Annotated in this window: 12 protein-coding genes; 11 read left to right on the top strand and 1 reads right to left on the bottom strand. The window is 61.2% G+C overall.

What is annotated here, in order from left to right:
* Positions 1–8: 8 nt before the first annotated feature.
* From AWU82_RS02295 to AWU82_RS02255, 9 genes are all read left to right on the top strand, one after another.
* On the top strand, positions 9–740 hold the full coding sequence (locus AWU82_RS02295) for a response regulator (protein WP_064383731.1): 732 nt from the start codon (positions 9–11) through the stop codon (positions 738–740).
* A 31-nt stretch (positions 741–771) separates the two neighbouring features.
* Entirely contained in the window at positions 772–2,199 is a 1,428-nt protein-coding gene (locus AWU82_RS02290) for an ATP-binding protein (RefSeq protein WP_199913035.1), read from the top strand.
* 104 nt (positions 2,200–2,303) lie between these two features.
* Entirely contained in the window at positions 2,304–3,563 is a 1,260-nt protein-coding gene (locus AWU82_RS02285; RefSeq protein ID WP_064383729.1) for a D-mannose isomerase, read from the top strand.
* Between the two features lie 118 nt (positions 3,564–3,681).
* Positions 3,682–4,983 carry an ABC transporter substrate-binding protein gene (locus AWU82_RS02280; protein WP_007951167.1) on the top strand — a complete coding sequence of 434 codons (1,302 nt, stop codon included), beginning with the start codon at positions 3,682–3,684 and terminating at the stop codon, positions 4,981–4,983.
* 93 nt (positions 4,984–5,076) lie between these two features.
* Complete coding sequence (locus tag AWU82_RS02275) at positions 5,077–5,985, top strand: carbohydrate ABC transporter permease (RefSeq protein WP_011335609.1); 909 nt, start codon at positions 5,077–5,079, stop codon at positions 5,983–5,985.
* Entirely contained in the window at positions 5,978–6,823 is an 846-nt protein-coding gene (locus tag AWU82_RS02270) for a carbohydrate ABC transporter permease (RefSeq protein WP_011335608.1), read from the top strand. Before AWU82_RS02275 ends, AWU82_RS02270 begins: the two co-directional genes overlap by 8 nt.
* Positions 6,824–6,825: 2 nt before the next feature.
* Entirely contained in the window at positions 6,826–7,986 is a 1,161-nt protein-coding gene (locus AWU82_RS02265) for an ABC transporter ATP-binding protein (RefSeq protein ID WP_064383728.1), read from the top strand.
* Between the two features lie 132 nt (positions 7,987–8,118).
* Positions 8,119–9,465 carry a carbohydrate porin gene (locus AWU82_RS02260; RefSeq protein ID WP_064383727.1) on the top strand — a complete coding sequence of 449 codons (1,347 nt, stop codon included), beginning with the start codon at positions 8,119–8,121 and terminating at the stop codon, positions 9,463–9,465.
* A gap of 116 nt (positions 9,466–9,581) precedes the next feature.
* Complete coding sequence (locus tag AWU82_RS02255) at positions 9,582–10,436, top strand: D-hexose-6-phosphate mutarotase (protein WP_064383726.1); 855 nt, start codon at positions 9,582–9,584, stop codon at positions 10,434–10,436.
* A gap of 98 nt (positions 10,437–10,534) precedes the next feature.
* Here the strand turns inward: AWU82_RS02255 and AWU82_RS02250 are convergent, their stop codons facing one another.
* Positions 10,535–11,395 (bottom strand): MurR/RpiR family transcriptional regulator, encoded by an 861-nt coding sequence (locus AWU82_RS02250; protein ID WP_169842436.1) that lies wholly within the window; start codon positions 11,393–11,395, stop codon positions 10,535–10,537.
* A gap of 226 nt (positions 11,396–11,621) precedes the next feature.
* Here AWU82_RS02250 and zwf point away from each other — a divergent pair, with 226 nt between their 5' ends.
* Complete coding sequence (zwf, locus tag AWU82_RS02245) at positions 11,622–13,088, top strand: glucose-6-phosphate dehydrogenase (RefSeq protein WP_011335604.1); 1,467 nt, start codon at positions 11,622–11,624, stop codon at positions 13,086–13,088.
* Positions 13,075–13,788 (top strand): 6-phosphogluconolactonase, encoded by a 714-nt coding sequence (gene pgl, locus AWU82_RS02240; RefSeq protein WP_064383725.1) that lies wholly within the window; start codon positions 13,075–13,077, stop codon positions 13,786–13,788. Before zwf ends, pgl begins: the two co-directional genes overlap by 14 nt.
* The last annotated feature ends 4 nt before the right edge of the window (positions 13,789–13,792 follow it).

The raw sequence follows: 13,792 nt of genomic DNA, 5'->3' as shown, positions 1-13,792 counted from the left end.
CCTTCGAAGTGAGCTCAGTCAACAAGTCGATTTTGTTGGTCGATGACGACCAGGAGATACGCGAGTTGCTGGAAACCTACCTGACCCGCGCGGGTTTTCAGGTACGGGCCACGGCGGATGGCGCCGGTTTTCGTCAGGCGCTTAACGAGGCGCCGAGCGATCTGGTGATCCTCGATGTGATGCTGCCCGATGAAGACGGCTTCAGCCTGTGCCGCTGGGTGCGCCAGCATCCGCGTCAGGCCCAGGTGCCGATCATCATGCTCACCGCCAGTTCCGACGAAGCCGACCGGGTCATCGGCCTGGAGCTCGGCGCCGACGATTACCTCGGCAAACCTTTCAGCCCCCGCGAACTGCAGGCCCGGATCAAGGCCCTGCTGCGCCGCGCCCAGTTCGGCCAGGAACGCGGCGGCAGTGACGTGCTGGCGTTCGATGAGTGGCGGCTGGACATGGTCAGCCATCGGCTGTTTCACACCGACGGCGAGGAAGTGATTCTGTCCGGCGCCGACTTCGCCCTGCTCAAGCTGTTCCTCGATCACCCTCAGGAAATCCTCGACCGCGACACCATCGGCAACGCCACCCGTGGCCGCGACCTGATGCCGCTCGACCGCATCGTCGACATGGCCGTCAGCCGTTTGCGCCAGCGACTGCGGGACACCGAAAAACCGCCACGGCTGATCCGCACCGTGCGTGGCAGCGGCTACCAGCTGGCAGCCAATGTGGTTGCCGGCAATGGTCACTGAGTTCCTGCGCACCACCGCGCGCAAAGTGCCGATGCCGCGTTCGCTGCTCGGGCGGATGCTGCTGCTGACGTTGCTCGCGGTGTTGTTCGCCCAGACCCTGTCCAGCGTGATCTGGGTGTCCCAATTGCGTGCGACCCAGCTCGAAGGGCTGGTCACCAGCGCCCGCAGCCTCGCCCATTCGATGACCGCCAGCGTCAGTTACTTCCGCTCGTTGCCGGTGGCTTATCGGCCGCTGGTGCTCGACCAATTGCGCAGCATGGGCGGCACGCGTTTTGTGGTGACACTGAATGACAAACCGTTGGGCATGGAAGTGCTGCCGGTGACGCCGCGCAAGGCGGCGGTGCTGAAAGCGGTGGATGAAGTGCTGCGTCAGTCGCTGGGCCAGGACACCGACATTCTGGTGACCTTCGTCAGCCCCGATGACTTACGGATCTTCAACGCCGGGTTGAAACTCGATGAGTTGCCGCGTTCGTGGGCGCATTACGCCTTGACCCTGGAACCGGTGAATCCGCCGGTGCTGGTCACGCAGATTCAGTTGGCACCGGGTGAGTGGCTGTACATTGCCTCGCTGCTGCCCGAACCCTACACCAGTCTTGAAGAACAGGGTCTGCCGACCCAGCAAGTGTGGTTCATCGTCTTCACCAGTGGTTTTCTGTTGTTGTTCATCGGTCTGCTGGTGCACTGGCAGAGCCGGCCGCTCAAGCGTCTGGCGCGAGCCGCGCGGGATTTGTCGCTGGGCGCCGACGTCGAGCCGGTGGCTGAGGGCGGCGGCAGTGAAGTGGTCGAAGTGGGCCGCGCCTTCAACACCATGCGCGAGCGGATCAGCCGTTACCTGACCGAGCGTAGTCAGTTGTTCAGCGCGATTTCCCATGACCTGCGCACGCCGATCACCCGTTTGCGTCTGCGGGTCGAACTGCTGGAAGACGAACAGCTGCAAACCAAGTTCGGCCGTGACCTGGATGAATTGGAGCTGTTGGTCAAAGGCGCGCTGCAATGCGTGAAAGACACCGACATCCACGAAAACATCGAGCCGGTGGATCTCAATCATGTACTCGACTGCCTGGTGGAACCGTATCTGGCGCCCAACGGCAATGGCCGCGTGACGCAGCAGGGGCGGGCGCTGGCGGCGTATCCGGGCAAGCCACTGGCGCTCAAGCGCTGCATCGGCAACCTGATCGACAATGCGTTGAAGTACGGGCAGAACGCGCACTTGCACATCGATGATGACGAAAGCGCATTCGTGCTGCATGTCGACGACGAAGGGCCGGGCGTGCCGGAGCAACGGCTGGAGCAGGTGTTCGAACCGCACTTCCGGTTGGCGGGGCAGCAGCAGGGTTATGGTCTCGGTTTGGGGATCGCCCGCAACATTGCTCATAGCCATGGGGGGGAGGTGACGTTGCAGAATCTTCGTGAAGGCGGATTGCGCGTGACCCTGCAATTGCCGCGTTCGGTGGATTGATCTGATTGTCACCGCTCGGTGACAAAAACCGTCCCCTTCGTTACAAGCCCCTCCCGGCCCGTTGTTTAGACTGCCCGCAGTCATAACAACAAAAAAGGCCACCCATGGATCATTTCAATCCGGGCTTCAGCAGTTGGCTGAACGCCCCTGCCCACCAGCAATGGCTCGCCGACGAAGGCCTGCGTCTGCTGGCATTTGCCAAGGCTTCCCGATTGCCCGAAGGCTTCGGCAATCTCGATGAGCGCGGCCAGCTCCAGGCCGGCGCGCAAGCCGAAACCATGAACACCGCGCGCATGACCCACAGCTTCGCCATGGCCCACATTCAGGGCCTGCCGGGATTCGCCGAGCTGGTCGATCACGGCATTGCGGCCCTGCGCGGTCCGTTGCGCGATGCGCTGCACGGTGGCTGGTTCGCTGTCGCCGAACACCGTGACGGCAACACCGGCAAGAACGCCTATCTGCATGCTTTCGTCGCCCTCGCGGCCAGTTCCGCTGTGGTCGCCCAGCGTCCCGGCGCGCAGGCGTTGCTGGATGACGCCATCGACATCATCGACACGTATTTCTGGAGCGAAGAAGAGGGCGCCATGCGCGAGTTCTTCAACCGCGACTGGCGCGAAGAAGAAGCCTATCGCGGCGCCAACAGCAACATGCACGCCACCGAAGCCTTCCTTGCGCTGGCCGATGTCACCGAAGACCCGCGCTGGCTGGTGCGTGCGCAGCGCATCGTCGAGCGGGTGATCCACGGTCATGCCGCTGCCAACGATTACCTGGTGATCGAGCACTTCGACCGAGACTGGCAACCGCTGCGCGAATACAACCACGACAATCCGGCCGACGGTTTCCGTCCCTACGGGACCACGCCGGGCCATGGTTTCGAGTGGGCGCGGCTGTTGCTGCACCTCGAAGCGGCGCGAGTCCAGGCCGGCATGCTGACGCCCGGCTGGCTGGCCACCGACGCGCAAAAGCTGTTCGAACAAAACTGCCGCCATGGCTGGGACGTCGATGGTGCGCCGGGCATCGTCTACACCCTCGACTGGAACAACAAAGCGGTGGTGCGCCATCGCCTGCACTGGACCCACGCCGAGGCCAGCGCTGCCGCCAGTGCCTTGCTCAAACGCACCGGCGATGCGCAGTACGAAACCTGGTATCGCCTGTTCTGGGAATTTTGCGAAACGCATTTCATCGACCGCTACGACGGCAGCTGGCATCACGAACTCGACCCGCAAAACCGCCCAAGTGCCGATATCTGGGCGGGCAAACCGGATCTGTACCACGCCTGGCAGGCTGTTCTGATTCCGCGTCTGCCGCTGGCACCGAGCATGGCCAGTGCTCTGGCACACGTGTCTCGAAGCGTTCCTGTGTAACCATGTGGTGACATTCGCGCGTCCCTTCGTTACCTGCGGGGGGAAACGCTCTGTTTAAACTCGTGTGCAGCGCAAGCACCAGACTTGCATGCATAACAACAAGAAAGGTACATCTCAGATGAATGCGATTTCTCGCCTCGCTACTGTCATTTCTGTCGCCTCCCTGTTCCCGCTCGCTGTGCTGCCCCTGAGTGTTTCCGCTGCCGAATCCAAAGGTTCGGTGGAAGTCGTGCATTGGTGGACGTCCGGTGGCGAAAAAGCTGCCGTCGATGTGCTCAAGGCACAAGTCGAGAAAGACGGTTTCACCTGGAAAGACGGCGCTGTCGCCGGCGGTGGCGGTGCAACGGCCATGACCGTGCTGAAAAGCCGCGCGGTAGCCGGCAACCCGCCAGGCGTTGCCCAGATCAAGGGCCCGGACATCCAGGAATGGGCGTCGACCGGTCTGCTCGACACTGACGTCCTGAAAGACGTTTCCAAGTCCGAGAAGTGGGACAGCCTGCTCGACAAGAAAGTCTCCGACACCGTGAAGTTCGAAGGTGATTACGTGGCCGTGCCGGTGAACATTCACCGCGTGAACTGGCTGTGGATCAACCCGGAAGTCTTCAAGAAAGCCGGTATCGAAAAAGCCCCGACCACCCTCGAAGAATTCTACGCCGCCGGCGACAAGCTGAAAGCGGCGGGCTTCATCCCGCTGGCTCACGGCGGTCAGCCTTGGCAGGACAGCACCGTGTTCGAAGCGGTCGTGCTGTCGGTGATGGGCGTTGATGGTTACAAGAAAGCCCTGGTCGACCTGGACAACGCTGCCCTGACCGGCCCGGAAATGGTCAAGGCCCTGACCGAGCTGAAGAAAGTCGCGACCTACATGGACCAGGACGGCAAAGGCCAGGACTGGAACCTGGAAGCGGCCAAGGTCATCAACGGCAAGGCCGGCATGCAGATCATGGGTGACTGGGCCAAGTCCGAATGGACCGCCGCCAAGAAAGTCGCTGGCAAGGATTACGAGTGCGTAGCCTTCCCGGGCACCGACAAGGCGTTCACCTATAACATCGACTCGCTGGCCGTGTTCAAGCAGAAGGACGCGGGCACCGCGGCCGGTCAGCAGGACATCGCCAAAGTCGTGCTGGGTGAAAACTTCCAGAAAGTCTTCAGCATCAACAAGGGCTCGATCCCGGTGCGCAACGACATGCTCGCCGACATGGGCAAGTACGGTTTCGACTCCTGCGCCCAGACCGCTGCCAAGGACTTCCTGGCAGACGCCAAGAACGGTGGCCTGCAGCCAAGCATGGCGCACAACATGGCGACCACGCTGGCCGTGCAGGGTGCGTTCTTTGATGTCGTGACCAACTACATCAACGACCCGAAAGCCGACCCGGCCGACGCTGCGAAGAAACTCGGCACTGCCATCAAGGCTGCCAAGTAACGTCAGCGTAGAGCAGCTGTAAGCTTCAGGTCGCGCATCGGCCTGAAGCCTGCAGTTTGCAGCGGTCCTTCATCTTCTTTACTGGATCTTCCCATGAGTTCTGTTGCTGTGTTCAGCAAGGCCTCGCCGTTCGACGCATTGCAGCGCTGGCTACCGAAACTGGTGCTGGCGCCGAGCATGTTCATCGTTCTGGTGGGCTTCTATGGCTATATCCTCTGGACGTTTGTCCTGTCGTTCACCACGTCGACCTTCCTGCCGAACTACAAGTGGGCAGGGCTGGCGCAATACGAGCGCCTGTTCGACAACGACCGCTGGTGGGTGGCGAGCAAGAACCTGGCCGTGTTCGGCGGCATGTTCATCGGCATCACTCTGGTCATCGGCGTGCTGCTGGCAGTGTTCCTCGACCAGCGCATCCGTCGCGAGGGCTTTATCCGCACCATCTACCTGTACCCGATGGCGCTCTCGATGATCGTCACCGGTACCGCGTGGAAATGGCTGCTCAACCCGGGCATGGGCCTGGACAAATTGCTGCGGGACTGGGGCTGGGAAGGCTTCCGTCTCGACTGGCTGATCGACCCGGATCGCGTGGTGTATTGCCTGGTGATCGCGGCGGTCTGGCAGGCCTCGGGCTTCATCATGGCGATGTTCCTCGCCGGTCTGCGTGGCGTTGATCAGTCGATCATCCGTGCCGCTCAGATCGATGGCGCGAGCATGCCGCGCATCTACTGGAAAGTGGTGCTGCCAAGCCTGCGTCCGGTGTTCTTCAGTGCAGTGATGATCCTGGCGCACATCGCGATCAAGAGCTTCGACCTGGTAGCGGCCATGACGGCCGGCGGCCCGGGTTATTCCTCCGATTTGCCGGCGATGTTCATGTACTCGTTCACCTTCAGCCGTGGACAAATGGGCATGGGTTCGGCCAGTGCAATCCTGATGCTCGGTGCGATCCTCGCGATCATCGTGCCTTACCTGTACTCCGAGCTGAGGACCAAGCGTCATGACTAGTCTCGCTTCGAAACCCGCCATCAGCCTGAGTCGCGTTGCGATCTACGCGGTGCTGATCCTCGCGGTCCTGCTGTATCTGGTACCGCTGGTGGTCATGCTGCTGACCAGCTTCAAGACCCCGGAAGACATCTCCACCGGCAACCTGCTGAGCTGGCCGACCGTGGTCAGCGGCATCGGCTGGGTGAAAGCCTGGGCGACCGTTGACGGCTACTTCTGGAACTCGATCAAGATCACCGTTCCGGCCGTGATCATCTCCACCGCCATCGGTGCGTTGAACGGTTATGTACTGTCGTTCTGGCGCTTCCGCGGTTCGCAGCTGTTTTTCGGCCTGTTGCTGTTCGGCTGCTTCCTGCCGTTCCAGACCGTGCTGCTGCCGGCCTCGTTCACCCTCGGCAAGATGGGCCTGGCGAGCACCACCACGGGCCTTGTGTTCATCCATGTGGTCTACGGTCTGGCGTTCACCACGCTGTTCTTCCGTAACTACTACGTGAGCATTCCGGATGCGCTGATCAAGGCGGCGCGCCTCGATGGCGCGGGCTTCTTCACGATCTTCCGCCAGATCATCCTGCCGATGTCCACCCCGATCATCATGGTCTGCCTGATCTGGCAGTTCACCCAGATCTGGAACGACTTCCTGTTCGGCGTGGTGTTCTCCAGCGGTGATTCGCAACCGATCACGGTGGCGCTGAACAACCTGGTCAACACCAGCACCGGGGCCAAGGAATACAACGTGGACATGGCGGCGGCGATGATCGCCGGGCTGCCGACCCTGCTGGTCTATGTGGTCGCAGGCAAGTATTTCGTGCGCGGGCTGACGGCCGGCGCAGTCAAGGGGTAATCATGGCTACGCTCGAACTTCGCAATGTAAACAAGACCTACGGTGCCGGCCTGCCGGACACCCTGAAGAACATCGAACTGTCGATCAAGGACGGTGAGTTCCTGATCCTCGTCGGGCCTTCGGGCTGCGGCAAGTCGACCCTGATGAACTGCATCGCCGGCCTGGAAACCATCACCGGCGGCGCGATCATGATCGGCGACCAGGACGTCAGCGGCATGAGCCCCAAGGATCGCGACATCGCCATGGTGTTCCAGTCCTACGCGCTGTACCCGACCATGAGCGTGCGCGAGAACATCGAGTTCGGTCTGAAGATCCGCAAGATGAGCCAGTCGGCGATCGACGAAGAAGTCGCCCGCGTGGCCAAGCTGTTGCAGATCGAGCACCTGCTCAATCGCAAGCCGGGCCAGCTCTCCGGCGGTCAGCAACAGCGCGTGGCGATGGGCCGTGCCTTGGCGCGTCGGCCGAAGATTTATCTGTTCGACGAACCGCTGTCCAACCTCGACGCCAAGCTGCGCGTCGAGATGCGTACCGAAATGAAACTGATGCACCAGCGCCTGAAAACCACCACGGTCTACGTGACCCACGACCAGATCGAAGCGATGACCCTGGGCGATAAAGTGGCTGTGATGAAGGACGGGATCATCCAGCAGTTCGGTACGCCGAAAGAGATCTACAACGACCCGGCCAACCTGTTCGTGGCGAGCTTCATCGGTTCGCCGCCGATGAACTTCATCCCCCTGCGCCTGCAACGCAAGGACGGCCGTCTGGTGGCGCTGCTCGACAGCGGCCAGGCCCGTTGCGAATTGCCGATGGCGATGCAGGACGCCGGACTCGAAGACCGCGAGGTGATCCTCGGCCTGCGCCCGGAGCAGATTGTCCTGGCCAATGGCGAGGGCAATGGCTTGCCGAGCATCAAGGCTGAAGTGCAGGTCACCGAGCCGACCGGTCCGGACACCCTGGTGTTCGTCAACCTCAACGACACCAAGGTCTGCTGCCGTCTGGCGCCGGATGTGGCGCCGCAGGTGGGTGAGACCCTGACCCTGCAATTCGATCCGTCGAAAGTGCTGCTGTTCGATGCCAAGTCCGGCGAGCGCCTGGGGGTTGCAGGCCTGCCGAAAACCGAATCGCACAGCGCCAACGTGGCCCAGTTCAAGGGTCGCTGATCAACCAATGCGGGAGCGGGTTCGCCCGTTCCTGCAGGGAGCACGCGGTGCGTGGCCTGTCGCGCGCCGCATCAGATGTAAACCGCGTTAAATAAGAAGAACAGTTAATAACAATAAAACGAGGATGTAGGGATGAAGAAGAACAACAACGCTCAGCGAATCGGCCAGTTGTCAGCGGTTGCGGCAATGATGCTGGCCGGCAGCGTCCACGCGGCTGACGCGTTCAGCTCCGATTCGGAGTGGATGACCGGGGACTGGGGTGGCGAACGTACCAAGCTGATCGAGCAGGGTATCGACATCAAGATGGACTACGTCGGTGAGGTGGGCGGCAACCTTCACGGCGGCTACAACAACGACAAGACGGCGCGTTACTCCGACCAGTTCGGTCTGGGCGTGGCGCTGGACCTGCAGAAACTGTGGGGCTGGGACAACACCCAGGCCAAGATCCAGCTGACCAACCGTAATGGCGAAAACATTTCCAACGATCGTGTTGGCGATCCGCGTGCCGGCACACTCAGCTCCTCGCAGGAAGTCTACGGTCGTGGCCACATGGTGCGTCTGACCCAGTTGTGGATCAAACACCAGTTCTTCGACAACAAACTCGACGTCAAGGCCGGTTACTTCGGCGAAGGCGAAGACTTCAACACCTTCCCGTGCGAGTTCCAGAACCTGGCGTTCTGCGGTTCGCAAGTGGGCAACTGGGCGACCAACATCTGGTACAACTGGCCGGTCAGCCAGGCGGCGATTCGCGTCAAGTACAACATCAACGACGAGCTCTACGCGCAGATCGGTGCGTACAACCAGAACCCGTCGCAGCTGGAACACGGCAACGGCTTCAAGTTGAGCGGCAGCGGCACCAAAGGCACCGTGTTGCCAGTAGAGCTGGTCTGGTTGCCAAACCCGAACGGCCTGCCGGGCGAATACCGTGTCGGTTACTACAAGAGCACGGCCGATGCCAACGACGTTCGCGAAGACGTCAACGGTTTCGACGCGGCGACCACCGGTGATGCTTACCGTACCCACAGCAGCAAGCACGGTTACTGGTTCGTTGCACAGCAGCAACTGACCAGCCACAACGGTGACAAGAGCCGTGGTCTGAACATTGCCGCCAACGCCACGTTCCACGACAAGGACACCAACTTCATCGACAACTACCAGTCCGTGATGTTTGTGTACAAAGGCCCGTTCGACGCGCGTCCGAAAGATGACGTCGGTATCGGTGCGGCACGCATTCACGTCAACAATGACGTGAAGAAAAACGCCGAACTGCTCAACGTCGCCAACGGTGTTTCGGACTACGACAATCCGGTGTTCTCGCCGATTCGTGAAACCGAATACAACTACGAGATCAACTACGGCTTCCACGTGACCAACTGGCTGACCGTGCGCCCGAACCTGCAATACATCACTCATCCGGGCGGTGTGGATGAAGTGGATAACGCTTTGGTCGCTGGCCTGAAAATTCAGTCTACGTTCTGACGCGTCTGCGATAAGCTCCTCTCTATGTGCGCATATTTGCGGACAGCCAAGGCTGTCCGCTTTTTTTTGGACAGGGGTGTCGCAGCCCATGAAAGTTGAATCTGGAACCGTGGCCCATGCATGAGCATCCGCTGCAACGCTTCTTCAAATCCCTGCGCGAACGACCGGTGTTCGCCTGGGAGCGCTATCAGATGCGCGATGTGCTGGTGATCGATCATCCGCTGTGTCAGGCGGTGTTCAGTCGTCAGGGCGCGCAGTTGCTGCACTTTCAGCCGCGCGGGCAGAAGCCGTGGTTGTGGTGCGCGGCGAAATGGCCGCATGTCGGCGCAATCCGTGGCGGCGTGCCGGTGTGCTGGCCGTGGTATGGCCGTCACCCGAGCGAAAACGCGTGGCCGTCCCATGGCTGGGCACGCCTGCTGGACTGGAAACTGCTCGACAGCAGCACCAGCGATGATGGCGTGCGCCTGCATTGGCAATTGCAGCTGTGCGACTGGCAGGTGGACCTGCACGCGCACTTGGGCGAACGCATGGAATTGCGCCTGAGCACCGAGCATCAGGACGACATGCCGTGCCAGTTGAGCCAGGCTTTGCACGCTTACTGGCGTATTGGTGATGTGAGTGAGATAGCGCTGTCTGGGCTCGAAGGAGCGCAGGGTTATGACCAGTTGAACCGCGAGGTTTGCCAGCAGGAAGGCGAGTTGCGGGTTGATGGCGGCTGTCAGCGAGTGTTCCAGCACGACGGCGAGTTGCAGCTCAAGGATCACGCCTGGCAGCGCGAGTTGTGCATCGATACCGGTGACAGCGCGGACACGGTGGTGTGGCATCCGGGTGCGCGGCCGTTGTTGGGCGTGAGCTGGGACGAGATCTCTGAATTTGTCTGTGTTGAAGCGGCGGCGGGCGGCACCGATAGTCTGCATCTGGCGCCGGGGGAGAAGGCGCATTTGAGTTTGCAGGCGTGGGCTGGGGCTTAGTTGTGCGTTGGGAATGCAGCCCGTGACGCTCCGCGTCACTGGACGCAGAGCGTCCCTTGAGGCATTCCCACGCAGAACGTGGGAACGATCAGCGCGAACTAGTTGAACTCGTCACCCACCGGATACCGGCTCGCATTCAAGCTCTCTTTGATCTTGCGCAGATGCGGCTGGAAATCCACCCCGCGACGCAGCGTCATACCCGTCGCCAACACATCCAGCACGGTCAACTGAATGATCCGTGAGGTCATCGGCATATAGATGTCGGTGTCTTCCGGCAGCGGAATATTCAGGCTCAGGGTACTGGCCTTGGCCAGCGGTGAGTTCTCGGCGGTCAGGCCGAGCACCGAAGCGCCGTTCTCCCGGGCGATGCGCGCCACTTCCACCAGTTCGCGAGTGCGCCCGGTGTAGGAAATGATCACGAACAGCTCGCCGGTGTGCGCCACCGAGGCAATCATGCGTTGCATCAGCACATCGGCGTGGGCCGTCACCGCCAGGTTGAAACGGAAGAACTTGTGCTGCGCATCCAAAGCTACCGGAGCCGAAGCGCCGAGGCCGAAGAAGTGGATCTGCCGGGCCTGGATCAACAGGTCGACGGCGCGGCTGATCAGGTTCGGGTCCAGCGCCTGGCAGGCGCTGTCCAGGGATGCGATCGCACTGCCGAAAATCTTTTGCGTGTAGGCCTCGGGATTGTCGTCGGCTTCTACTGCGCGGCTGACATAGGCCGCGCCGCTGGCCAGGCTCTGGGCCAGTTGCAGCTTGAGTTCGGGGTAGCCGCTGACACCGAACGAACGGCAGAAACGGTTGACCGTCGGCTCACTGACCGACGCCGCCTGGGCGAGGGCGGCGATGCTGAAGCGGGTGGCCTGCTGTGGGTTGAGCAGGATCACTTCGGCGACTTTGCGTTCGGCCTTGTTCAGCTCTTCAAGGCGACTCTGGATCTGTTCCAGTAAATTTCGCACGCGGTCCATAAGAATTCCTAGATTCACCGGCGCCGATAAGCGCGCGGCTATGCAAATTGGGCCTTTGATGTGGCCCGTGACGGTGGCCTATCCTACTGATGGCTCCGACCGACCACCACTCGGAATCTGTATTTTGCGAAAATGTTGTGGTTATTACTACATTTTCCCTTGAGTGATGCCTTGAAAAAAGGTATTTGTAGCTTAACTTGATAAAAGAACAAACATCATGCCTTCGATTACGGTTGAACCGTGCACCTTCGCCTTGTTCGGCGCCTTGGGCGATCTGGCCCTGCGCAAGCTGTTTCCTGCCCTTTATCATCTTGATGGCGCCGGCCTGCTGCACGAGGACACGCGCATTATCGCACTGGCCCGTGAGGCGGGCACCGAGCAGCAGCACCTGGCGTTCATCGCCGCCGAGCTGCGCCGTTACGTGGGCAAGGAACTGGACGAGGCCGTGGCCGAGCGCTTTCTGGCGCGCCTGACCTACCTGCACGTCGACTTCCTCAAGGCTGAAGATTATGTGGCGCTGGCCGAACTGGCCGGCAGCACGCAACGCATGATTGCCTACTTCGCCACGCCGGCGGCGGTGTATGGCGCGATCTGCGAGAATCTGGCGAACGTCGGTCTGGCGGAAAACACCCGCGTGGTGCTGGAAAAACCGATCGGCTCCGACCTCGAATCCTCGCGCAAGGTCAACGACGCCGTGGCGCAGTTCTTCCCGGAGAACCGCACCTACCGCATCGACCACTACCTGGGCAAAGAAACCGTTCAGAACCTGATCGCCCTGCGTTTCGCCAACAGTCTGTTCGAAACCCAGTGGAACCAGAACTACATCTCCCACGTGGAAATTACCGTGGCCGAGAAGGTCGGTATCGAAGGCCGCTGGGGGTACTTCGACAAGGCCGGCCAGCTGCGGGACATGATCCAGAACCACCTGCTGCAACTGCTCTGCCTGATCGCCATGGACCCGCCGGCCGACCTGTCCGCCGACAGCATCCGCGACGAGAAGGTCAAGGTGCTCAAGGCCCTGGCGCCGATCAGTCCGGAAGGCCTGACCACGCAAGTGGTGCGCGGCCAGTACATCGCCGGGCACAGCGAAGGCAAGTCCGTGCCGGGCTACCTCGAAGAGCCGAATTCCAACGCCCAGAGCGACACCGAAACCTTTGTCGCCCTGCGTGCCGACATCCGCAACTGGCGTTGGGCCGGCGTGCCGTTCTACCTGCGCACCGGCAAGCGCATGCCGCAGAAACTGTCGCAGATCGTCATCCACTTCAAGGAACCGTCGCACTACATCTTCGCCCCCGAGCAGCGCCTGCAGATCAGCAACAAACTGATCATCCGCCTGCAACCGGACGAAGGCATTTCCTTGCGCGTGATGACCAAAGAGCAAGGCCTGGACAAGGGCATGCAACTGCGCAGCGGCCCACTGCAACTGAATTTTTCCGACACCTGGCGCAGCGCTCGAATCCCCGATGCCTACGAGCGGTTGTTGCTGGAAGTGATGAACGGCAATCAGAACCTGTTTGTCCGTAAAGATGAAATCGAAGCCGCGTGGAAATGGTGTGACCAGCTGATCGCCGGGTGGAAAAAATCCGGTGACGCGCCCAAGCCGTATGCGGCCGGGTCGTGGGGGCCGATGAGCTCCATTGCATTGATCACGCGGGACGGGAGGTCGTGGTATGGCGATATCTGATGTGAAACTGCCCGAGGGCGTGAATGCCCATGAATTCAAGAGCCCGGTGCTGCTCGCCGAAGGCCTGGCGCTGAATGTCGCCAAGCAATTGAGCGAAGCGTTGGCGGCACGCGGCAACGCCGTGCTGGTGGTGTCCGGCGGCCGTAGTCCGGTGGCGTTTTTCCAGCACCTGGCCAAGCAGGAACTGGACTGGTCGAAGGTCGTCGTGACCCTCGCCGACGAACGCTGGGTGCCGGTCGAACACGCCGACAGCAACGCCGGTCTGCTCAAGCAATATCTGCTCAAGGGCCCGGCGGCCAAGGCGCAGTTCCTCAGCCTCTACAGCGCGGCGGCCAATGTCGAGCAGGCTGCGGAGCAGGCCGATCGTTTGCTCGCCGAGTTGCCGCCCATCGACGTGCTGGTACTGGGCATGGGCGATGACGGTCACACCGCGTCGCTGTTCCCGGACAGCCCGAACCTGGCCGAAGCCCTGCAAGCCGACGGCACCCGTCGCTGCTGGCCGATGCTCGCGCCGAGTGTGCCGCGTCAGCGCCTGACCATGAGCCGTGCACTGCTGGCGTCGGCGAGGCACAAGATTCTGTCGATTTCCGGTCAGTCGAAACTGACCACCCTGAATGCCGCACTGGCATCCAACGACGTCGCCGCCATGCCGGTTCGCGCGTTTCTGCAACCTACGTTAGAGATTTACTGGTGCCCATGAGCCA

Origin of the sequence: Pseudomonas glycinae (assembly GCF_001594225.2) — a bacterium.
Taxonomy (GTDB): Bacteria; Pseudomonadota; Gammaproteobacteria; order Pseudomonadales; family Pseudomonadaceae; genus Aquipseudomonas; species Aquipseudomonas glycinae.
This window is presented reverse-complemented; position numbering and strand designations above follow the sequence as displayed.

Coding starts and splice junctions, on each gene's coding strand:
- AWU82_RS02265 (WP_064383728.1), top strand. CDS start 6,826: ATGGCTACGCTCGAACTTCGCAATGTAAACAAGACCTACGGTGCCGGC.
- AWU82_RS02275 (WP_011335609.1), top strand. CDS start 5,077: ATGAGTTCTGTTGCTGTGTTCAGCAAGGCCTCGCCGTTCGACGCATTG.
- AWU82_RS02260 (WP_064383727.1), top strand. CDS start 8,119: ATGAAGAAGAACAACAACGCTCAGCGAATCGGCCAGTTGTCAGCGGTT.
- zwf (WP_011335604.1), top strand. CDS start 11,622: ATGCCTTCGATTACGGTTGAACCGTGCACCTTCGCCTTGTTCGGCGCC.
- pgl (WP_064383725.1), top strand. CDS start 13,075: ATGGCGATATCTGATGTGAAACTGCCCGAGGGCGTGAATGCCCATGAA.
- AWU82_RS02255 (WP_064383726.1), top strand. CDS start 9,582: ATGCATGAGCATCCGCTGCAACGCTTCTTCAAATCCCTGCGCGAACGA.
- AWU82_RS02290 (WP_199913035.1), top strand. CDS start 772: ATGCCGCGTTCGCTGCTCGGGCGGATGCTGCTGCTGACGTTGCTCGCG.
- AWU82_RS02270 (WP_011335608.1), top strand. CDS start 5,978: ATGACTAGTCTCGCTTCGAAACCCGCCATCAGCCTGAGTCGCGTTGCG.
- AWU82_RS02285 (WP_064383729.1), top strand. CDS start 2,304: ATGGATCATTTCAATCCGGGCTTCAGCAGTTGGCTGAACGCCCCTGCC.
- AWU82_RS02280 (WP_007951167.1), top strand. CDS start 3,682: ATGAATGCGATTTCTCGCCTCGCTACTGTCATTTCTGTCGCCTCCCTG.